Source organism: Pseudomonas sp. 18173 (assembly GCF_050432945.1).
Taxonomy (GTDB): domain Bacteria; phylum Pseudomonadota; class Gammaproteobacteria; order Pseudomonadales; family Pseudomonadaceae; genus Aquipseudomonas.
This window is the reverse complement of the sequence record NZ_JBKFTN010000007.1, coordinates 1-21,216: the sequence shown is the minus strand read 5'-3', so window position 1 is coordinate 21,216 and position 21,216 is coordinate 1. Positions and strand designations below refer to the sequence as shown.

At 59.6% G+C, this 21,216-nt stretch carries 23 protein-coding genes; 15 read left to right on the top strand and 8 right to left on the bottom strand.

Annotated features, from left to right (window positions below; genetic code table 11):
* Positions 1-50: 50 nt before the first annotated feature.
* The gene (locus ACLD1X_RS10040) at positions 51-764 is read right to left on the bottom strand and encodes an OmpA family protein (protein WP_429367187.1); all 714 of its coding nucleotides are present in this window, start codon (positions 762-764) and stop codon (positions 51-53) included.
* A 90-nt stretch (positions 765-854) separates the two neighbouring features.
* On the bottom strand, positions 855-1,547 hold the full coding sequence (locus ACLD1X_RS10035; RefSeq protein WP_429367185.1) for an OmpA family protein: 693 nt from the start codon (positions 1,545-1,547) through the stop codon (positions 855-857).
* Positions 1,548-1,736: 189 nt separating this feature from the next.
* Here ACLD1X_RS10035 and ACLD1X_RS10030 point away from each other — a divergent pair, with 189 nt between their 5' ends.
* From ACLD1X_RS10030 to ACLD1X_RS10015, 4 genes are all read left to right on the top strand, one after another.
* Positions 1,737-2,234 carry a DUF6231 family protein gene (locus ACLD1X_RS10030; RefSeq protein WP_429367183.1) on the top strand — a complete coding sequence of 166 codons (498 nt, stop codon included), beginning with the start codon at positions 1,737-1,739 and terminating at the stop codon, positions 2,232-2,234.
* A gap of 4 nt (positions 2,235-2,238) precedes the next feature.
* Positions 2,239-2,715 (top strand): YchJ family protein, encoded by a 477-nt coding sequence (locus ACLD1X_RS10025; RefSeq protein WP_429367181.1) that lies wholly within the window; start codon positions 2,239-2,241, stop codon positions 2,713-2,715.
* 87 nt (positions 2,716-2,802) lie between these two features.
* On the top strand, positions 2,803-3,297 hold the full coding sequence (locus tag ACLD1X_RS10020; protein WP_429367179.1) for an LEA type 2 family protein: 495 nt from the start codon (positions 2,803-2,805) through the stop codon (positions 3,295-3,297).
* Positions 3,294-3,500 (top strand): SEC-C metal-binding domain-containing protein, encoded by a 207-nt coding sequence (locus tag ACLD1X_RS10015; RefSeq protein ID WP_008056806.1) that lies wholly within the window; start codon positions 3,294-3,296, stop codon positions 3,498-3,500. Before ACLD1X_RS10020 ends, ACLD1X_RS10015 begins: the two co-directional genes overlap by 4 nt.
* Positions 3,501-3,649: 149 nt before the next feature.
* On the opposite strand, the gene ACLD1X_RS10010 is transcribed toward ACLD1X_RS10015, so the two are convergent.
* The gene (locus ACLD1X_RS10010; protein ID WP_429367176.1) at positions 3,650-4,207 is read right to left on the bottom strand and encodes a cysteine hydrolase family protein; all 558 of its coding nucleotides are present in this window, start codon (positions 4,205-4,207) and stop codon (positions 3,650-3,652) included.
* 194 nt (positions 4,208-4,401) lie between these two features.
* On the opposite strand from ACLD1X_RS10010, the gene ACLD1X_RS10005 reads away from it, so the two are divergent.
* The 6 genes from ACLD1X_RS10005 (at position 4,402) to ACLD1X_RS09980 (ending at position 11,481) form a co-directional block, all read left to right on the top strand.
* Positions 4,402-6,852 (top strand): penicillin acylase family protein, encoded by a 2,451-nt coding sequence (locus ACLD1X_RS10005; protein ID WP_429367174.1) that lies wholly within the window; start codon positions 4,402-4,404, stop codon positions 6,850-6,852.
* A gap of 430 nt (positions 6,853-7,282) precedes the next feature.
* Positions 7,283-8,065, top strand: coding sequence for a transporter substrate-binding domain-containing protein (locus tag ACLD1X_RS10000; protein ID WP_429367172.1), 783 nt, complete (start codon positions 7,283-7,285; stop codon positions 8,063-8,065).
* Positions 8,066-8,121: 56 nt separating this feature from the next.
* Positions 8,122-8,850, top strand: a complete 729-nt coding sequence (locus ACLD1X_RS09995) for an ABC transporter permease (RefSeq protein WP_429367170.1) — start codon at positions 8,122-8,124, stop codon at positions 8,848-8,850.
* A complete protein-coding gene (locus tag ACLD1X_RS09990; RefSeq protein WP_429367168.1) occupies positions 8,847-9,557 on the top strand; it encodes an ABC transporter permease in 711 nt (236 codons plus the stop codon). The genes ACLD1X_RS09995 and ACLD1X_RS09990 overlap by 4 nt, the downstream gene beginning before the upstream one ends.
* Positions 9,558-9,584: 27 nt before the next feature.
* Positions 9,585-10,703, top strand: a complete 1,119-nt coding sequence (locus ACLD1X_RS09985) for a succinylglutamate desuccinylase/aspartoacylase family protein (protein WP_429367166.1) — start codon at positions 9,585-9,587, stop codon at positions 10,701-10,703.
* Between the two features lie 13 nt (positions 10,704-10,716).
* Positions 10,717-11,481 carry an ABC transporter ATP-binding protein gene (locus ACLD1X_RS09980; protein WP_429367164.1) on the top strand — a complete coding sequence of 255 codons (765 nt, stop codon included), beginning with the start codon at positions 10,717-10,719 and terminating at the stop codon, positions 11,479-11,481.
* 54 nt (positions 11,482-11,535) lie between these two features.
* On the opposite strand, the gene ACLD1X_RS09975 is transcribed toward ACLD1X_RS09980, so the two are convergent.
* From ACLD1X_RS09975 to dcd, 3 genes are all read right to left on the bottom strand, one after another.
* Positions 11,536-11,916 (bottom strand): hypothetical protein, encoded by a 381-nt coding sequence (locus ACLD1X_RS09975; protein ID WP_429367162.1) that lies wholly within the window; start codon positions 11,914-11,916, stop codon positions 11,536-11,538.
* A 246-nt stretch (positions 11,917-12,162) separates the two neighbouring features.
* Positions 12,163-12,372, bottom strand: coding sequence for a hypothetical protein (locus ACLD1X_RS09970; protein ID WP_085715610.1), 210 nt, complete (start codon positions 12,370-12,372; stop codon positions 12,163-12,165).
* Positions 12,373-12,479: 107 nt separating this feature from the next.
* Entirely contained in the window at positions 12,480-13,046 is a 567-nt protein-coding gene (gene dcd / locus ACLD1X_RS09965; protein WP_007904652.1) for a dCTP deaminase, read from the bottom strand.
* Between the two features lie 353 nt (positions 13,047-13,399).
* Between dcd and ACLD1X_RS09960 the strand changes: the two genes are divergently transcribed.
* Positions 13,400-13,609: a cold-shock protein gene (locus ACLD1X_RS09960; RefSeq protein WP_002554837.1), complete on the top strand. Its 210-nt coding sequence runs from the start codon at positions 13,400-13,402 to the stop codon at positions 13,607-13,609.
* 147 nt (positions 13,610-13,756) lie between these two features.
* On the opposite strand, the gene ACLD1X_RS09955 is transcribed toward ACLD1X_RS09960, so the two are convergent.
* On the bottom strand, positions 13,757-14,764 hold the full coding sequence (locus tag ACLD1X_RS09955) for a DUF481 domain-containing protein (RefSeq protein WP_429367158.1): 1,008 nt from the start codon (positions 14,762-14,764) through the stop codon (positions 13,757-13,759).
* Positions 14,765-14,918: 154 nt separating this feature from the next.
* On the opposite strand from ACLD1X_RS09955, the gene ACLD1X_RS09950 reads away from it, so the two are divergent.
* The 4 genes from ACLD1X_RS09950 to ACLD1X_RS09935 all read left to right on the top strand — a co-directional run bounded on the left by ACLD1X_RS09950 (position 14,919) and on the right by ACLD1X_RS09935 (position 19,717).
* Positions 14,919-15,281, top strand: coding sequence for an MGMT family protein (locus ACLD1X_RS09950; protein ID WP_429367156.1), 363 nt, complete (start codon positions 14,919-14,921; stop codon positions 15,279-15,281).
* Positions 15,282-15,325: 44 nt separating this feature from the next.
* Entirely contained in the window at positions 15,326-16,885 is a 1,560-nt protein-coding gene (locus tag ACLD1X_RS09945; protein WP_429367154.1) for an AmpG family muropeptide MFS transporter, read from the top strand.
* A 143-nt stretch (positions 16,886-17,028) separates the two neighbouring features.
* Positions 17,029-18,744: a proline--tRNA ligase gene (locus tag ACLD1X_RS09940; RefSeq protein ID WP_429367152.1), complete on the top strand. Its 1,716-nt coding sequence runs from the start codon at positions 17,029-17,031 to the stop codon at positions 18,742-18,744.
* A 19-nt stretch (positions 18,745-18,763) separates the two neighbouring features.
* Positions 18,764-19,717: a hypothetical protein gene (locus tag ACLD1X_RS09935; RefSeq protein WP_429367150.1), complete on the top strand. Its 954-nt coding sequence runs from the start codon at positions 18,764-18,766 to the stop codon at positions 19,715-19,717.
* Between the two features lie 111 nt (positions 19,718-19,828).
* Here the strand turns inward: ACLD1X_RS09935 and dinB are convergent, their stop codons facing one another.
* Positions 19,829-20,890 (bottom strand): DNA polymerase IV, encoded by a 1,062-nt coding sequence (gene dinB / locus ACLD1X_RS09930; RefSeq protein WP_429367148.1) that lies wholly within the window; start codon positions 20,888-20,890, stop codon positions 19,829-19,831.
* Positions 20,891-21,216 lie beyond the last annotated feature (326 nt).

Below are 21,216 nucleotides of genomic sequence, written 5' to 3'. Positions count from 1 at the left end.
ACGGCCGTCGCAGCGTTCACAACAGTCGCTCGACGGCTCTATCTCTTGGTTTAGCGGTTGATATGCAGTTCCACGCGACGATTTTTCGCACGCCCTGCTTCCGTTTCGTTGTCGGCAATCGGCTGGCTCTCGCCCCTGCCTTCGCTGGTGACTTTGTTCGGCGCCACCCCCTGGCTCAGCAGGTATTCCGCCACACTGCTGGCGCGGCGCTCCGACAAGGCCTGGTTATAAGCATCCGCACCGACGCTGTCGGTATGGCCGACCACCTTGATGCTGACCACATTGGCATCTTCGAACTTGCTCATCAACGCATCCAGTTGACTCTTGGCCGTGGGGGTCAGGTCGGATTGATTGAAGGCAAACAGCACGTCATCGCTCAGGGTGATGACTTCGGATTGCGCAGGCTCGGGTTTGACGCTGGCCGCCGGATACTGCGGCATCGGGCAACCGTGATGGTCGACCGGGGTATTGGCGGGGGTGTCAGGGCAGCGATCGCGTCGGTCGAAAACGCCGTCGCCGTCTTCGTCGCCATCCTGGGCATAGCAGATCAAGCCGCCAGACAAGATACCCAGCGCTGCTCCACCCGCGGCCCAACCTCCGCTCTCGATGGCGCCCAGACCACCACCGACCAGGCCGCCGATGAGGCTGCAAATTGGCCAGTTCTGTTGATTGAGAGGGGCAGTGCCATCGCTGTGGGTCGCGCAGCCGGTCAAGAGGCTGCCAAGTAGCAGAACCGGCAAGACGGTCCTTGTGAGAACGATCATGTTGAAAGCTCCTGTGTCACCGGCCAATACCGGTTACACAGGAGTAAAGACCCGCATCCGCGACTGCACAAGGCGCGGATGCGAGGGGGCTTAACGCTCGATCTTGATTTCCGTACGACGGTTCTGTGCACGACCGTCAGCGGTTTTATTGTCAGCAACCGGCTGGCTTTCACCGGCACCGACAACCGACACGAAGTTGCTGCGAGGCACGCCTTGCGAGATGAGGTATTCAACCACCGAGTGGGCGCGTTTATCCGACAGTTTCTGGTTGTAGGTGTCGCTGCCCACGCTATCGGTATGACCGGTGACGGTCAGTTTGGCAGTCGGGGCTTCGGCTTTCAGGCGAGTGGCAATCTTGTCGAGTACCTGTTTGTCGGACGAGGTAAGCGTGGCCTTGTCAAACTGGAAGTGAACATCGCGGATGACGATGGTTTCTTCCTTGACCACAACCGCTTCTTCGACCACAGGCGCCGGTGCTGGTGGGCAACCGTTGGCATCGACCTGAACGCCTTTTGGCGTGCCAGGGCACTTGTCACGGCTATCCGGCACACCATCGCCGTCTTCGTCGCCATCACCATGAACCCAGCAATAAGCCGCTGCCGTACCGCCGACGAGCAGAGCACCATACCCTGCCCATGCCGAACTTTCGGTCGCACCGAGGCCCGCACCCACGACACCACCAACCGCCGCACAGGTCGGCCAATCGGTTTTTTGCAAACCTGCGCAACCAGTCAAGACACTGGTTAGCAGAACCAAGGGTAATGCTGTCCGAACTATGCTCATCTAGTTTTCTCCTGAAGGATCGGCTTAGAACCGATTCAGGTAGTAAAGACCCGAGTTTTAAACTCCGCCAGCAATAGGCCATGCTGTTTATTCACGCATTGGCGACAGGTTGGCGCTTTTGTCGCCAGGCCGCTCTAGGCCTCAACGTTCGGGCAGGCTAGTCTTGGCAGATCTGATTGAGGATCTTCGATGACTGCAGGTATTTCTTCACGCACGCCACAACAGGCACTGGCCGCTTTACTTGACCGATATGCCCCCGCGCGCCTGTTGTTGATCGGCGCCAGCGAGTTCCCGGCACTGGAAGCGTTCAAACTCGCGCACCCGGACAGCAGCGTCGCGTTCGCTGCCCCCGGGCCATTGCCTGCCGAGTTGGCAGCCCGCCGATTTGACCTGGCCCTGGCGGTCGATTGCCTGGAGCATCTGCCCAAGCGCGACGGCCTGAACCTGCTGGGCGGCATCCGCAATCTCAACGCCAGCCGCATCGCCGTGCTGGCAGACCTGCCGGCCTGCGGCTGGCAGGAAACCGACTTTTTCTCCCTGGCCCTGCAAGCCAGTGAACGCTTTCAACGGGACGAACAGGTCCTGACCCTGTTTACCTACGATCTGCTTGAATACAAACAAGTCCCCGACTGGCTCAATTCGCGCTTCTGGGCCAATCCGGAAAATTTCGGGAAATACTGGTGGTAATGCAATGAGTACATCCATATGCCCCTGCGGCAGCGGCACCCCGCTCGATGCCTGCTGCGGTCACTACCATGCCGGGCACCCGGCACCATGCGCGCAAGCCTTGATGCGCTCGCGCTACAGCGCCTATGTGTTGGGGCTGGTCGATTATCTGGTGGCCACCACCCTGCCTGCCCAACAGGCCGGCCTGGACCGTCAATCGATCAGCGACTGGAGCGCGCAAAGCACGTGGCTGGGCCTTGAGGTGGAAAGCTCCGAAGTACTGGGCGGCCAGCCTGAACATGCCTTCGTGACCTTCACCGCGCGGTGGCACGACAGCAGTGGCGAGCACAGTCACCGGGAGCGTTCGTCATTTGTGCAAAACACCGGGCGCTGGTATTTCATCGACCCCACCGTACCGCTCAAGCCCGGGCGCAATGACGCCTGCCCATGCGCGAGCGGGCAGAAATTCAAGAAGTGTTGCGCAGGGTATTTCAGCAATTAGGACATGCAATGCCCGTCCACCCCGCAGGAGTTGCCGAAGGCTGCGATCTTTTGGGTCTAGACTGGGGCTCAAGGGAGAAACGCCACGATGATCATCCGCTGCGGCGCACGTTATCTGCTCACGCTGTTCCTGACGCTGGGACTCGGCGGCTGTGCATCGTGGTTCGGCGACGACTTGCCGGACCCCGAGGTCCATCTGGTGAAGATCGAGGTGGTCCGCGCCAAATTGCTGGAGCAGAAATTCCTCCTGCATTTTCGCATCGACAACCCCAATGACAGCGACCTGACGGTGCGCAGCCTGGAGTACCGCATTCACTTGGGCGACATTCTGCTGGCCGAAGGCGAGCACGAACACTGGTTCACCGTCGGCGCCAAACACAGCGCCTACTTCAAGGTGCCGATCCGCACCAACCTGTGGTCAAAGGTGCGTGACCTGGTCAAACAGCTGAAAAATCCCGATCAGCCCGTTCCTTATCGTCTGGAAGGTGAACTGGAAACCGGTATATTCATCGCCCACTACGTGCACCTGGCGCGCAATGGCGTGATAATCCCCGCCGATTTAATTCCGGAGCAACACCGATGACCCAGCAACCCCACGTCCACGGCCCTGACTGCAACCACGATCATGACCACCACCAGCATGATCACGACCACGGTCATGTCCACGGTCCGAACTGCGGCCACGCTCACCAGGAACCGGTGCGCAATGCCCTGAAAGATGTCGGCCGCAACGATCCATGCCCGTGCGGCAACGGCAAGAAATTCAAGAAGTGCCACGGCGCTTGATGCTTCGGGCGAAGACTTGCTTCGCCTGTTGAATCGCGTTCGCGAGCAGGTCTGTTGTGTGAATGCGGTTCCCTTGCTTGCGATGGACTGTCAGTCGACATCTGTGTTGCTGACACACCATCGCGAGCAAGCTCGCTCCTACAGGTTTTTCAGTCAGCCTTTAATACACATGCACTGCTAATCACCGTCGCATACTCGCCGTGCAAATTCCCCAGCGACATCGCATGCACCTCTTCGGCGCTATGGGCATGGCCGAAAAAGTCAGCCTTGTCGAAGGTAAAGCAGGCATCCTCGACCACCCACGTATCAAACCCCAGGTTGCCCGCGGTGCGCGCCGTGGACTCCACCGAGTTGTGGGTCGCGACACCGACGATGATCAACTGCCCGATCCCCGCCTCGCGCAACTCTGTCTCCAGCCCCGTCGAACAAAACGCATCCGGCACCTGCTTCTGGATCAGGCGTTCGCCGGCCCCTGGTGCAAAACGTTCTTGAAACTCCACCCCCGACTGCTGCGGCCAGAACACTGAGTCTTCTGAGCGGGAAAGATGCTGCACATGGATCACCGGGCGAGCGGTGCGCCGCCAATGATCGAGCATTTCCAGCATGCGCTCTTCGGCCTGAGGATTATTCCTGCGGCCAAGCCTGGGGTGAAGAATGCCTTTTTGTTGATCGATGATGATCAGTGCCGCGTTTGCCTTGAGCTCCATGCCGACTGTTCTCCAGGATTGTTGAGCGTTTCGCACTTCAACATCAGCCATTGCGACTGGCAAGGGTGCGATCTTTCAGGTTTATCAGACAAATCCTGAAATAACCTTGCACCCCGCTTGCGCGGCCACCTCCCGCTCACTAACGTAGCGCCTTTATTGCGCGCCGCCGCCTCTACCCCCGCAGGAGCTTTGCCATGGCCTCGCCAGCCCTTACTCATTTTCTACCCCGGTTCGGCGTTGCCGCAGCAGTGGCCGGTGTCTTGAGCCTGACCGGATGTCAGAACTTCAACGCCCAGGACACCCTCCCGCCAACCTCCGGTGTACAGCCGCTCAAGGGCCTGGCGCAGAACGTTTCGGTGCGCCGCAATGCCATGGGTATGCCGCTGATCGAAAGCAACAGCTTCCACGACGCGCTGTTCACCCTCGGCTACGTGCATGCCAGCGACCGCATCACCCAAATGGTTACCCTGCGCCTGCTGGCCCAGGGCCGTTTGGCCGAGATGCAGGGTGCGGACCTGCTGGACGCCGACCGCTATATGCGGGCGGTCAACCTGAAGAAAAGTGCCGGCGAGTTGTACAAAGCCTCTTCGCCGCGCCTCAAGCGTTTCTTCGAAGTCTATGCGCGGGGCGTCAACGCCTACCTGTTCCGCTACCGCGACAAACTGCCGGCGGACCTGGCGGCCACCGGCTACAAGCCTGAATACTGGCAGCCGGAAGATTCGGCGCTGATTTTCTGCCTGCTGAACTTCAGCCAGTCGACCAACCTGCCGGAAGAAATTTCCTCGCTGGTGCTGGCCCAGACCGTCACCACCGACAAGCTCGCCTGGCTGACACCGTCGGCTCCCGATGAAAAACTGCCGGTCGCCGAAAGCGAAAAACTGCAAGGACTCAAGCTCAACGGACAAGTCCCGGGGCTGGCCGAACTCAGTAAGGCCGCCGGGCAACTGTCGGACCTCAATCTGCTGGGCGCCACCTCGTCGAACAACTGGGCCATCGCCCCGCAACGCAGCCGCAGCGGCAAGAGCCTGTTGGCCAGTGACAGCCACGGCCCGCTGGGCGTGCCTTCGCTGTTCAGCTACGTGCAGATTCGCGCGCCGAAGTATCAGGCGTCCGGCGTGACCATCGCCGGCCTGCCGATGGTGCTCGGCGGTTTCAACGGCAAAGTGGCGTGGAGCATGACGTCCGTGATGGGCGACAACCAGGACCTGTTCCTGGAAAAGATCAAGCGCCAGGGCAACGGGCTTACCTTTGAGAACGCCGGGAAATGGCAGCCGGCGATCGTGCGCAACGAAACCTATTTCGTCAAAGGCCAGCGGCCGATTCGCGAAGTCGTGTACGAAACCCGCCATGGCCCGTTGCTCAACAGTGCCCAGGGCACCACGCTGGCCAATGGTTTCGGCCTGGCCTTGCAGATGCCGAGCTTCACCGACGACAAGAGCCTGGATGCGTTCTTCGACCTGTCCCGCGCCCAGAGCGTCGAGAAAGCCTCGGATGCCAGCCGCGAAATCCGCGCCATCGCGCTGAACCTGGTGTTTGCCGATGCCAGCCACATTGGCTGGCAAGTCACCGGTCGTTACCCGAACCGCCGCGAAGGCGAAGGCCTGCTGCCCTCTCCGGGCTGGGAAGGCCGCTACGATTGGGACGGTTATGCCGACCCGATGCTGCACCCGTACGACCAGGACCCGGCCCAAGGCTGGCTCGGCACTGCCAACCAGCGGGTCATTCCCCATGGCTACGGCATGCAGTTGTCCAACTCCTGGGCCGCTCCGGAGCGCGGCGAGCGCCTGGCCGAACTGGCCGGTGCCGGCAAACACGACAGCCGCAGCCTGATCGCCATGCAATACGACCAGACCACGACCTTCGCTGCCAAGCTGAAGAAGATGTTTGAAGCACCGGGTATGGCCCAGCCGCTCAAGCAAGCCATCGACGCCTTGCCGGCGGCCGATCGCGCCAAGGCCCACGAGGCCTACAGCCGCTTGATGGCGTTCGACGGCAAACTCGGCCCGACCTCCACCGATGCGGCAATCTACGAACTGTTCCTGCAGGAAAGCACCCGGCAGATCTTCCTCGATGAACTGGGCCCTGAAAGCAGCCCGGCATGGAAAGCCTTTGTCGCCGACGGCAAATTGTCCTACGCGGCCCAGGCCGATCATTTGCTCGGACGTGAGGACAGCCCGTTCTGGGATGACGTACGCACCGCACAAAAAGAAGACAAACCGGCCATCCTCGCTCGCAGCCTCGCGGCAGCGATCAGCGCAGGCGACAGCCAGATGGGCAGCGATCACAAAGCCTGGCAGTGGGGCAAACTGCATCGCTATGACTGGAAGAACAGCAGCGGCCAGACTGTACGCGGGCCACTGCCGGCCGGCGGCGATCACACCACGCTCAATACCGCTGCCTTCGCCTGGGGCCAGGACTTCAACACCACGCTGGCGCCAGCCATGCGCTTTATCGTCGACTTCGGCCAGTCCGAACCGCTGATGGCGCAGAACGGCACCGGCCAGTCCGGCAACCCGGCCAGCCCGAATTACCTCAACGGCATCGAACCTTGGCTCAAGGGCCAGTACATGAGCCTGCCGATGCAGCCGCAAAACTTCGACAACGCCTATGGCAAGGCGCGATTGACGCTGACGCCCGGCAAGTAACTCCGGCCTTGCCTGTGGGAGCGAGCCTGCTCGCGAAAGCGCTCTGACATTCAAAATGGAGATTGAATGTTGAATCGCTTCGCGAACAGGCTCGCTCCTGCAGGGGGCTGTCATTGGTTCCCGAAAATGACACATTCGCCGTCTGGGACAGCCCACCAGATGCCAGCGAGCGTGCCCTTGCGACCCTGCAAAATCTGCTCAGCCAGAACCTCTTTTCATCCTCAATATTTTTTCTTTTGAACCGAACGGGTGCAGCCATTTCCCTGCGCCCGTTTTCGTGCATAAATCTGTCTCCGGCCATTTCCAAGCACCTTTTAAAACGCTTGTTCGGCACTCTGGTTCGGAAATTGCTACTTTCAATAGGTCTTACGCTTTCCAGTAACAATAATTCTGCGCCCAAGCGCTCATATTGGTTTTTAGGGATTGAATAATGAAAAAAGCATTGCTGACCCTTTCTGCACTGGCGTTGTGCATGGCTGCTGGCTCCGCCATGGCGAAGGAATACAAAGAACTGCGTTTCGGCGTTGACCCTTCCTACGCACCGTTCGAGTCGAAAGCGGCCGATGGCAGCCTGGTAGGCTTCGACATCGATCTGGGGAACGCGATCTGCGCCGAACTGAAGGTCAAGTGCAAGTGGGTCGAAAGTGACTTCGACGGCATGATCCCTGGCCTGAAGGCCAATAAATTCGACGGTGTGATCTCGTCGATGACCGTCACCGAAGCCCGCGAAAAAGTCATCGACTTCTCCAGCGAGCTGTTCTCCGGCCCGACCGCTCTCGTGTACAAGAAAGGTTCCGGCATCACGACCGACACCGCTTCCCTCAAAGGCAAGACCGTCGGTTACGAGCAAGGCACCATTCAGGAAGCCTACGCCAAGGCCATCCTGGACAAGGCCGGCGTGAAAACCCAGGCCTACGCCAACCAGGACCAGGTTTACGCCGACTTGACTTCCGGTCGTCTCGACGCAGGCATCCAGGACATGCTGCAAGCCGAACTGGGCTTCCTGAAGTCGCCACAGGGTGCCGATTTCGAAGTCAGCAAGCCGGTTGATGACCCTCTGTTGCCAGCCAAAACCGCTGTCGGCATTAAGAAAGGTAACACCGAGCTGAAAGCCCTTTTGGATAAAGGTATCAAAGCGTTACACGATGATGGCACCTACGCCACCATTCAGAAGAAACACTTTGGCGATCTGAATCTGTACAGCGGCAAATAATGCCCGGCGCCCATCTCGCGATGGGCGCTTTTTTCTTCCGATCAGGTTGCTGATTTATGTTCGAAAACCTCCTGCAAAATCTGGGGCTCTCAGCCTTCAGCCTCAAGGGCTTCGGTCCTTTGCTGATGCAAGGCACCTGGATGACCATCAAATTATCGGCGATGTCGCTGCTGGTGGCCGTGTTGCTCGGCCTGCTCGGCGCCAGTGCCAAGCTGTCAAAAGTCAAACTGCTGCGCTTGCCTGCCCTGTGCTACACCACGCTGATTCGCGGGGTGCCGGACCTGGTATTGATGCTGCTGATCTTCTACAGCCTGCAAACCTGGCTGACGTCGCTGACCGACTACATGGAATGGGAATACATCGAGATCAACCCGTTCAGTGCCGGGGTCATTACCCTGGGCTTCATCTATGGCGCTTATTTCACCGAAACCTTCCGTGGCGCGATTCTCGCGGTACCACGGGGCCAGGTCGAAGCCGCCACCGCCTATGGCCTCAAACGCGGCCAGCGCTTCTGGATCGTGGTGTTTCCGCAAATGATGCGTTTTGCCCTGCCGGGCATCGGCAACAACTGGATGGTCATGCTCAAGGCCACCGCGCTGGTATCGATCATCGGCCTGGCCGATCTGGTCAAGGCCGCGCAGGACGCCGGTAAAAGCAGCTATCAACTGTTCTACTTCCTGGTTCTCGCTGCCTTGATCTACCTGGTGATCACCAGTGTCTCCAACTTCATCCTGCGCCGGCTCGAACGCCGCTACGCCGCCGGAACACGGGAGGCCGTACGATGATCGAACTCCTGCAGGAATACTGGAAACCTTTCCTCTACAGCGACGGCAACAACATCACCGGGCTGGCCATGACCATGTGGCTGCTCAGCGCGTCGATCTTCTTCGGCTTTCTGGTGTCGATTCCGCTGTCCATCGCCCGGGTTTCTCCGAACTTCTACATTCGCTGGCCGGTGCAGTTCTACACCTACCTGTTCCGTGGCACGCCGCTGTATATCCAGCTATTGATCTGTTACACCGGGATCTACAGCCTGGCCGCGGTGCGCGCGCAACCGCTGCTCGACAGCTTCTTCCGCGATGCGATGAACTGCACCATCCTCGCCTTCGCCCTGAACACCTGCGCCTACACCACGGAGATCTTCGCCGGGGCGATTCGCAGCATGGCCCACGGTGAAGTCGAAGCGGCCAAGGCCTATGGCCTGACTGGCTGGAAGCTGTACGCCTACGTGATCATGCCATCGGCCCTGCGTCGTTCGCTGCCTTACTACAGCAACGAAGTGATCCTGATGCTGCACTCGACCACCGTGGCCTTCACCGCGACCATCCCGGACATCCTGAAAGTCGCGCGGGACGCCAACTCGGCGACCTTCCTGACCTTCCAGTCGTTCGGCATCGCCGCGCTGATCTACCTGACTGTCACCTTTGCGCTGGTCGGCCTCTTCCGCCTCGCCGAACGCCGATGGCTGGCCTTCCTCGGGCCGACCCACTAGGTCTCAACCTGCTTCAGGAAACAACAGATGCGCCACCAGAAACATGACCTGCTGGCCCCGCTGCCGGGGACCGCGAGACAGATCCACAGTTTTCACTTCGGCCCACAACCGGCCAACGGCAAGATCTACATCCAGGCCTCCCTGCACGCCGACGAAATGCCCGGCATGCTGGTGGCCTGGCATCTCAAGCAACGCCTGGCGGAGCTGGAAGCCGCCGGCCGCCTGCGCAGCGAAATCGTGCTGGTGCCCATCGCCAACCCGGTGGGCCTGGAACAGGTGCTGATGGATGTACCGCTGGGCCGCTACGAGCTGGAAAGCGGTCAAAACTTCAACCGCTGGTTCGTCGACCTCAGTGAGGAAGTCGGCAACGCGATCGAAGGTGAACTCAGTGACGATCCGCAGCACAATCTGCAACTGATCCGCAGCAGCCTGCGCGACGCGTTGGCCCGGCAGACCGCCGACACCCAATTGCAGTCCCAGCGCCTGACCCTGCAACGGCTGGCCTGTGACGCCGACATGGTGCTCGACCTGCATTGCGATTTCGAAGCGGTCGCGCACCTCTACACCACACCTGAAGCCTGGCCGCAGGTCGAGCCGCTGGCCCGCTACATCGGCGCCGAAGCCAGCCTGCTGGCCACCGATTCCGGTGGCCAGTCGTTCGACGAATGCTTCACCCTGCTCTGGTGGCAGTTGAAGGAACGCTTCGGCGAACACTTCGACATTCCGCCAGGCAGTTTTTCGGTGACTGTCGAATTGCGCGGCCAGGGCGACGTCAATCACCCACTGGCCAGCCTCGACTGTCAGGCGTTGATCGACTACCTGATCCATTTCGGCGCGATCGCCGGCGACCCCGCGCCCCTGCCCGAGCTGCCTTATCCGGCGACACCGCTGGCCGGTGTAGAACCGGTGGCCACGCCGGTCGGCGGGCTGCTGGTGTTCACCGCGTTGCCGGGCCAGTACCTGGAAGCCGGACAACTGATCGCCGAAATCATCGACCCGGTCAACGATAGCGTCACCCCCGTTCATTGCTCCGCCGCCGGGTTGATGTACGCCCGTTCGCTGCGCCGCATGGCCACTGCCGGCATGGTGATCGCCCATGTCGCGGGCACCGAAGCCTATCGCAGCGGCTATCTACTTTCGCCTTGAGGATGCATGCCCCATGTACAAATTGACCATCGAAGGCCTGCATAAAAGCTATGGCGACCATGAAGTCCTCAAAGGTGTTTCGCTCAAGGCCAGGACCGGCGACGTCATCAGCCTGATCGGCGCCAGCGGCTCGGGCAAAAGTACCTTTCTGCGTTGCATCAATTTCCTGGAACAACCCAACGACGGCGCCATGAGCCTCGACGGGCAGAACGTCCGCATGATCAAGGATCGTCACGGCATGCACGTGGCCGACGCCGCTGAACTGCAGCGCATTCGCACGCGCCTGGCCATGGTGTTCCAGCACTTCAACCTGTGGAGCCACATGACGGTGCTGGAAAACATCACCATGGCTCCGCGACGGGTGCTGGGGTGCGACAAAAAAGAAGCCGAGGACCGCGCCCGGCGCTACCTCGACAAGGTGGGGCTGGCCTCCCGTGTGGCGGACCAGTACCCGGCATTCCTGTCCGGCGGCCAGCAACAACGGGTCGCGATTGCCCGCGCACTGGCCATGGAGCCGGAAGTCATGCTGTTCGACGAACCGACATCGGCGCTGGACCCGGAACTGGTGGGTGAAGTACTGAAAGTGATCCAGGGCTTGGCCGAAGAAGGCCGGACCATGATCATGGTGACTCACGAAATGAGCTTTGCCCGCAAAGTGTCGAGCCAGGTGTTGTTTCTGCACCAGGGCCTGGTTGAGGAAGAAGGCGCGCCGGAAGACGTGCTGGGCAATCCGAAAAGCGAGCGGCTGAAGCAGTTCCTGAGTGGCAACCTGAAATAGTCGCCGGGAGGAGAAGTGGAAGCCGGCTTATCCGGCTTCCATCGTCAATCCGGGTTAGACACCTGCTTCGTACTCCAGCCTGAAGCTGCCATTGGTCACTTCCAGACCGTCGGCATCTGTCCCGCTGAAGCTTCCGGAAAACCGAGCATCCTCACCCACCGTCAACTCAAGCACGCCCGGGTACACCTCTGCTTCGGAGCTACCTGTGACATGAATAACCATGGGGCATCCCTCATTAAGCCCCAAACTATGTCTGCCACTTGCTGTCCCCACTGGCAGATAGACATAAAACTCCTTCCCCTGACCATTATTTGCGAAGATACAGTGAATGCCTGGCCGCTCGAAGAAATAGACCCCTTGCGTAACACGAAACTCCAAAACGCCATCAGCCGTGATCACATCGGCACTTAAATGCCCCGCTCGATTTGCACTCATCTGAATGTTCCTTTTCATATTCGTGGGTAACTGTCTGGCGACCTCTGCCAAGGACCCCAGGGCACGCAGCTCGCAGATAGAACCACGGACCAGCCCATCGATTGGTTTCCACGACAGACACAGTTACTTCCGAATATGTGCGAACCGGTTCAGACCCCGCGTTCGCAAATAGCAAACACAGACACCGGCCTGCTTGCTCAAGAAAGCCATTGCAGTGCACCGGCCATGAACGGCGGAAATCGAAAGTCAGACAACAGGCGCAGGCGGCGGCTCATCCGGCAAAGTAGGCTCGCCAGGTTCCATCGGCTCTTCATTCGGGGTATCGGGGTCAGGCTGACCGGGGATGCCTCCCGCCATGCTGACGGGCGGATGTGCCATCAAGGACCAGGCCAGAACGCCAACCTGATTGGGTTCAAGCCGTGCCAGTTCGGCACTGATTCGTGGATCGATCTTCATTCGGCACTCCTGGGCGATGGCCCGAACCGCCTTGCGCGGATCGGAGCAGTACACTCCATAGAGTGTACGCCCGCCCAGGAATTCCCGGTATTTGTCGGACGGTTGACTCAGGTGCGAGGCAGGGTCACGCCACGCTGGCCCTGGTACTTGCCGCCACGGTCCTTGTAGGACACTTCACACTCTTCGTCAGACTCGAGGAACAGCATCTGCGCCACGCCTTCGTTCGCGTAGATTTTCGCCGGAAGATTGGTGGTGTTGGAGAATTCCAGGGTCACGTGACCTTCCCACTCAGGCTCGAGCGGCGTGACGTTGACGATGATGCCGCAGCGGGCGTAGGTGCTTTTGCCCAGGCAAATGGTCAGCACATTACGCGGAATGCGGAAGTATTCGACGGTGCTGGCCAGGGCGAAGGAGTTCGGCGGAATGATGCACACGTCGCTGTGGATGTCGACGAAGCTGCCGGCATCGAAGTTTTTCGGATCGACGATTGCCGAATTGATGTTGGTGAACACCTTGAAATGATTGGTGCAACGCACATCGTAGCCGTAGCTTGACACGCCATAGGAGATCACACGGCTATCGTCGCTGCCGCGCACCTGGCGCTCGACGAAAGGTTCGATCATGCCGTGTTCTTGCGCCATGCGGCGAATCCACTTGTCCGATTTGATGCTCATGGCGGGTGTCCTGAATAGCGAGGTCGAAAAAATCTGTCCCGCATCTTACCGGGCGCGCCGCCGGGTTCAAAGTCCGCGCTGCAATTCTCGCCGAACAGGCAGGAATTACCTGTGCTGGCGACGAACCGTCACACCGCCGATCCTTAAAACAGAGAAACCTGCGCAAGAAGCATTGGCACGTTCCGGAAAAAGGGTTAAGGTGGCGTCACTGTGCTGCTTGTGTCACTGAGAATCTCTACACGATATGTTGAATTTCGATCCAACCATCTACAAGAATTTTTCCTGCTCTTTGCACTCAGTCTCGGCCAGGGTTCTTCCTGAGTCGCAGTTATCTTTGTTCAAGGAGTTACACCATGTCTAATCGCCAAACCGGTACCGTTAAGTGGTTCAACGATGAAAAAGGCTTCGGCTTCATCACTCCACAATCCGGTGACGACCTGTTCGTTCACTTCAAAGCTATCCAGTCCGACGGCTTCAAAAGCCTGAAAGAAGGCCAACAGGTTTCTTTCATCGCTACCCGCGGTCAGAAAGGCATGCAAGCTGAAGAAGTTCAAGTTATCTAACTTGTACTTGCTTTAGTAAAAAGCCCCGCCCTCAACAGCGGGGCTTTTTTGTGGGCGACTGTTTTGTCCGCACAAAAAAGCGCCACCTTCAACAGCCCCTGCGTCGAGCTTGCAGGCGCAGTTGAAGGTGGCGCTTTTTTGATTTTCTTACCAGGTCACGCCAAACCCTGCGGTATAGCGTGTCTTGTCCAGATCCGCATCTTCGGTACCACTGATGATGTCGCGCTCGGCCTTCAGGTTCAGCGAAGCCCATTCAGTTACCTTGTAGCGCAACCCCATCTCGGCATCGAGTGCGTAGTCGGCGACATCCGACAACGGCTTGCCGACCTCACCATTGGTGAAGAACTCGACACGCTTGCCGATCAGGTAGCGGTTGTAGTCCCACTTCATGGCCAGGGCGTAGAAGTTGTCCTTGCTGCCATCAGAAAACTCATAGTCCGTGTGGTTGATCAGCGAACCCAGGGAGAACGCACCGAGTTCGTCATCCCAGAACTGATAACCGGGACCGGTACCGACAGTGCGCTGGCGGGAAAGGTCTTCAACCTTGTCGCGCTTGTACACCAGACGCCCCTGCCAGAACCATTGCTCGGTCAGGAACCGGTCGATGGAGTACTCGGCCCGCCAGTTGTCGGTGGTCACCACGCTGTCCTGGAACTCGCGGTTGTATTCGCCTTCGGCGGTATGCCGCCAGCGACCGTGACGCGCACTGGTCTTGAAATCGATGCCGTAGTCATCGGTGTCGTTTTCCGCCCGCTGGTAATCCAAAGCGATATCGACGTTGCCTTTCCACACCAGATCCTCGACCACCGGTTTTGGCTTGAGAATCTGCTGAATGCTCGCCAACTCGACCGTCTTCGGTGCTTCACCGTTGGCCAGCGTGACCTTGCCGGCATCCGCCGCTTTCAGCGACTTGGCCTTCTCGCCACTGTAGGCATCCTGCTTGACCAGCAATTCCTGATCGCTGTCCAGGGTCTTGACCTGTTTCCAGTCGATCGTCACCGCGCCGGCGTACTCGGTCTGGATCAACAACTTGCCGCCATCGAACAGTGTGATCTTGCCGCTCAGCCTGTCACCGTTCTTCAACCATACGGTATCGGCCAACAAGGGCGTTGAAGCACTGAGGACAGCGAGGCACAGCAGGGATCTGGACAACATAAGCAAAATACGGACTCAGGCTTGCAAGAAAAGTCGGCATTATCCGTAGGAATAAGACCCTGACAAGGACTGACCCGACTATTTCTGCCGAGTTCATTTCTCAACTTTTTGCACAGGATTTACTCTACAGACGGTAAAGCAGATTTCCTCAGGAATGACGGACGTGACCGATCCAACCGATGAACCCGAAAATGCGGCACAAATCCGACGCACGGCACTGTATCTGACACTGGCGCAAGTTCCCGAGGGCAAAGTCGTCAGCTACGGTCAATTGGCCGAACTTGCAGGACTGGGTCGCGCCGCCCGCTGGGTCGGCCGCACCCTCAGCCAGTTGCCGAGCGACAGCAAGCTGCCCTGGCATCGCGTTCTGGGTGCAAACGGGCGTATCAGCCTGCCGGTCGGCAGCCCTTCGGGGGATGAGCAGCGCGCACGATTACGCATGGAGGGCATCAGTGTCCTGAATAATCGTGTTGATATTCAGCGCCATGGCTGGCGTCCGGTAGAGCACAGCGGTTAGAGTGCGCGCTTTGTTTCCGTATTTCTTGAGGCAGACTCCAGCCCATGCCCCGTAAAACCTGGCGCGCCGCGCTCGCCGCTTATGCCAGCCCTTCGACACTCGTGCTGTTGCTGCTTGGTTTCGCCGCCGGCCTGCCATACATGCTGGTGTTTTCGACGCTTTCGGTCTGGCTGCGTGAAGCCGGCGTGGCGCGCGAAACCATTGGCTATGCAAGCCTGATCGGCCTGGCATATGCCTTCAAATGGGTCTGGTCGCCGCTGCTCGACCAATGGCGATTGCCATTGCTCGGCAAACTCGGTCGACGACGATCCTGGCTCGTGCTGTCCCAGGCACTGGTCATCCTTGGCCTGATCGGGATGGGTTTCTGCGACCCGCAAAAGCATCTCTCCTGGCTTATCGCCATCGCCGTGGTCGTCGCCTTCGCCTCGGCGACGCAAGATATCGCGGTAGACGCCTACCGCCTGGAAATCGCCGAAGACAATCGTCAGGCAGCCCTGGCCGCCAGCTACATGTCCGGTTACCGGGTCGCGGCGCTGCTGGCGACCGCTGGCGCGCTGTACTTCGCCGAAGGCTTTGGCTCCACAGGTTTCAACTACAAGCATACGGCCTGGGCCGGCACCTACATCCTGTTCGGCGCGCTGATGGTCCCGGCACTGCTGACCTCCCTGTTCATGCGCGAACCACCTGTGCCGCTGCGCACGCAATTGCAGGCCGGACGCTACAGCTTCGCGCATCAACTGGCCTCGGTATTCGTGCTGATCATATTGCTGGTGTCCGTGCCGGCCATGTTCACCCAGCTCTACAACACCGACTTCGCCAGCGTACTGTTCCAGGGCGTGAGCCTGCTCGACCTGCTGCTCGAAGACCGCGCATTCCTGCGGGCCATCCTCTACACCACGCTCACCGCCCTGTGCCTCTCGGCCATGGGCCGTCGCGGCCTGGCGCCAGTACTGACGCCGGTCAACGACTTCATCCTGCGATACCGCTGGCAAGCACTATTGCTGCTCGGGTTGATCGCCACCTATCGGATGTCCGATACGGTCATGGGCGTGATGGCCAACGTGTTCTACATCGACCAGGGCTTCACCAAGGACCAGATCGCCAGCGTCAGCAAAATCTTCGGCCTGATCATGACCCTGGTCGGCGCCGGCATGGGCGGCCTGTTGATCGTGCGTTTCGGTATCCTGCCGATCCTGTTCATTGGCGGCGTCGCCTCGGCGGCGACCAACATCCTGTTCCTGATGCTCGCCGACATGGGCCCGAACCTGCAGATGCTGGTCCTGACCATTTCCCTGGACAACTTCAGCTCGGGCCTGGCCACCTCGGCGTTCGTCGCCTACCTGTCGAGCCTGACCAACCTCAAGTTCTCCGCCACGCAATACGCCCTGCTCAGCTCGATCATGCTGTTGCTGCCGCGCCTGATCGGCGGCTACTCCGGGGTCATGGTGGAAAAATTCGGTTACCACAACTTCTTCCTGATCACCGCCTTGCTGGGCGTCCCGACCCTGCTGCTGATCGCGCTGCACTGGTTCCAGGAGAACCGCCGCGCAGGCCCGACCCCGACACCGGAACCGGTGCAGACCCCGGTCGCCGAAGAATCCTAGATTCTTTACGCAGGAAAAATCGCGGAGGGCCGTGCGAATCACGCCCTCCGGCCACACCGCCGACCGCACGCCTGTACGCCAGCGGATCTCGCCCGTACAATGCTCCGTCATTTCTCGTCATCAGCAATCGATAACGGCCAACCATGCGCACCAGTCAATTTTTGCTCGCCACACAAAAAGAAACGCCTTCCGACGCGGTCGTGATCAGCCACCAGCTGATGCTGCGCGCCGGCATGATCCGCAAACTCGCCTCGGGCCTGTACACCTGGCTGCCGATGGGCTTGCGGGTAATGCGCAAGGTCGAAGCCGTCGTTCGTGAAGAAATGAACGCCGCCGGCTCTCTCGAAGTGTTGATGCCGAGCACGCAACCGGCTGAGCTGTGGCAGGAATCCGGGCGCTGGGAAGAGTACGGCCCTGAACTGCTGCGCTTCAAGGATCGCCACGGTCGCGATTTCTGCGCAGGTCCCACCCACGAAGAAGTCATCACCGATCTGATGCGCAACGAGTTGAGCAGCTACAAGCAGCTGCCGATCAACCTGTACCAGATCCAGACCAAATTCCGTGACGAAATCCGCCCACGCTTCGGTTTGATGCGCGGCCGCGAATTCATCATGAAGGACGCCTACTCGTTCCACGCCGACCAGCCTTCGCTGCAGGTCACCTATGACCGCATGCACCAGGCCTACTGCAACGTGTTCACCCGTCTGGGCCTGAAGTTCCGCCCTGTTGAAGCCGACAACGGCTCCATCGGCGGTGCCGGTTCCCACGAGTTCCACGTGCTGGCCGAGTCCGGTGAAGACGACATCGTTTTCAGCAACGGCTCCGACTACGCCGCGAACATCGAAAAAGCCGAAGCCGTGCCACGGGAAACCTCGCGCGCCGCTCCGGCTGAAGAGCTGCGCCTGGTCGACACCCCGAACGCCAAGACCATTGCGCAACTGGTCGAAGGCTTCAACCTGCCGATCGAGAAAACCATCAAGACTCTCGTGGTGCACGCCGAAGAGAAAGGCAAGCTGATTGCCCTGATCATCCGTGGCGACCATGAGCTGAACGAAATCAAGGCGGCCAACCAGCCAGGCGTCGCCAGCCCTCTGGTGATGGCTTCGGAAAGCGAACTGCGCGACGCCATTGGCGCCGGCGCCGGTTCCCTCGGCCCGTTGAACCTGCCGCTGCCGATCATCATCGACCGCTCTGTCGAACTGATGAGCGATTTCGGCATCGGTGCCAACATCGACGACAAACACTACTTCGGCGTGAATTGGGAGCGCGACCTGCCTGTTCCGACCGTTGCCGACCTGCGCAACGTCGTGGCCGGTGACCCGAGCCCGGACGGCAAAGGCACCCTGGAAATCAAGCGCGGCATCGAAGTCGGGCACATCTTCCAGCTGGGCAACAAGTACAGCAAGGCGATGAAGTGCGAAGTGCTGGGCGAGAACGGCAAGCCGGTCACCCTCGAAATGGGCTGCTACGGCATCGGCGTGTCCCGCGTGGTGGCCGCTGCCATCGAGCAGAACAACGACGAAAACGGGATCATCTGGAGCGACACACTCGCGCCATTCCAGATCGCCCTGGTGCCGTTGCGCTACGAAACCGAGCAGGTTCGCGAAGCCACCGACAAGCTGTACGCGCAACTGACCGCTGCCGGCTTCGAAGTGTTGCTGGATGACCGCGACAAGAAAACCAGCCCGGGCATCAAGTTCGCGGACATGGAGCTGATCGGCATTCCACACCGGATCGTGGTCAGCGATCGCGGCCTGGCCGAAGGCAACCTGGAATACAAGAGCCGTACCGAGGCCGACGCACAAGCGCTGCCGGTCGCCGACGTGCTGTCCTTCCTTCAGGCCCGCATCCGCCGCTGATACCAGATATAGAGACGTCATGTTCAAGCGAAACACCTTAGGCCTCGGTGGTGCCGCCTTGTGCGGCACCCTGCTGGTCAGCGGCTGTGCCAACCACATGTCACAACGCAGCGAGCAAGAGGAACGTGTCGAGCGCAAATTGCTCGATCACAGCCTGCAGATCGATGTCGGTGAGCCCAAGGTGCTTGAGCTGCCGCAACGGCGGGTGAAGATTCACGAGCAGAAGACTTTCGAAGTCACCGAGTACGAAGTCACGCGTTACTACGACCGCTATACGCCGTACCAACCCTGGCGGGAGATCTACGAAATCCCGCTCGGCGCGGTGGCCGTGGTGGCGGGTATTGGTGCCAACGTGGTCAACGTGTTCGCCCTCGGCAATCTGCCGGACAGCGTGACCAAGGACTGGCTGAGCTACGGTTTCGCCGGGCTCAACCCGTTCATGAACGTGCAGTCCCACGGCCGCGCCCAGCAAAACCTGGCCGGTATTGGCGAAGTCCAGCGCGACAAACGCACGGAGTACTCAAGCCTGCCCTGGAGCGAGCGCCCGGTCGAAGTCAAGGCCGGCAAGGAAACCTTCGAGCTGACCACCGACAAAAACGGCGTGCTGCGCCTGAATCTGCTGGACAGCCCGTTCGCCGAACATGACATCAATCATCTGAGCCGGTTGCTGATCCGCGTCGAGGATGCCCAAGGCAACGTGCACAGCAATTCGACCCTGGCCATCAGCAGCAACCTGCGCAGCAAGCTCTATGAGGCCCACGGCCTGATTTACGACGACCTCGAAGGTGATGAGGTGAGCCAGTGGGTACACCGGGTCAAGCGCCTGTCGGAACTGGGTCTTGAAGAAGAAGCCAGTGAGCTGGAACAGAGCCTGATCGAACTGACGCGCAATGATCCCGAATTGCAGAGTGAATTCCTCAAGTCGCTGGCCCGCAATGGCGAACGACTGGTGGCGAATCCGGGACTGAATTAAAAGCCAGAAGCCTTCGCGAGCAAGCCCGCTCCCACATTGGATTTGTGAACACCTCAAATCCAATGTGGGAGCGGGCTTGCTCGCGAAGGGGCCCGCAGATTCACCTCCGAACTAGCGCTCAAACAACTCCATCTGCTCGAACCCGCCCCGCAAGTCCTCCAGTCGCACGCCAACGCCCAACAGCCGCACCGGCTTACCGCCGCGATTGAAGGCCTGTGTCAGCATCAACTGATAACTTCCCAGATCCCGCCCTGCCCCGGCCTGCTCCAGTGTCGTCTGGGTGAAGTCGTGGAATTTCACTTTGACGAACGGTTTGCCCGGACGATAACTGCTGTCGATCCGCGCCATGCGACCGGCCAGGGTTTCCAGCAGCTCGGGCAACTTGTCCAGGCAACTCTTCAGGTCCGGCAGGTCAACGTCATAGGTGTTTTCAACGCTGATGGACTGACGGCGACTGTCGTTATGCACCACCCGGTCATCGATCCCGCGGGCCAGGCCCCAGAGCCGCTCGCCAAAGCTGCCGAACTCACGCACCAGCGCCAATTTGTCCCACTCGCGCAATTGCAGGCAATCGGAGATACCCAGCTTGCCGAGCTTGTCGGCGGTGACTTTGCCGACCCCGTGCAATTTGCTCACCGGCAAGCCACTGACAAAGTCCTCGACCTGGTCCGGAGTAATGACGAACAGACCGTTGGGCTTTTTCCAGTCACTGGCGATCTTGGCCAGAAACTTGTTGGGCGCCACACCCGCCGACACGGTGATATGCAACTGGTTGGAGACCCGGCGCCGGATGTCCTGGGCGATTCGTGTCGCACTGCCCGCGAAATGCGCGCTGTCCGACACATCGAGGTACGCCTCATCGAGCGAGAGCGGCTCGATGATCTCGGTGTAATCGCGAAAGATCGTGTGAATTTCCCTGGACGCTTCTCTATAGGCATCCATGCGTGGCTTGACGATGATCAGGTCCGGGCACAGTTTCAAGGCATGCCCTGAGGACATCGCCGAACGCACCCCGTACGCTCGCGCCTCATAGTTGCAGGTGGCGATCACCCCGCGCCGATCCGCCGACCCACCCACTGCCAACGGCTTGCCGGCCAGGCGCGGGTCGTCACGCATCTCAATGGCGGCGTAGAAACAGTCACAATCGACGTGGATGATCTTTCGCTGAGTCATGGCAAAGCAGTGTTCATGGCAAGGAAAAGGCGTCGTGGTATGACGGACATGCAGTATCTCACCGACACCTGTATATAGCACCAGTAGTCTGAATGTTCTTTTCGACTCGTGGGAAATGTCGTTGGTAAATTTATTTTTTCAATCAAAGAAACACTCACGATAGAGCCGCAGGCCTTGCCCCGCCTGCCTCACAGGCTGATCAACCCGCCCTTGCGCAAGCTAACCGATTGAAGCGGAACAGGTTTTATCTGAATTGACGGTTGACACCCCGGCGTATCTCTATAGAATGCCGACACACAGACGCGGGATGGAGCAGTCTGGTAGCT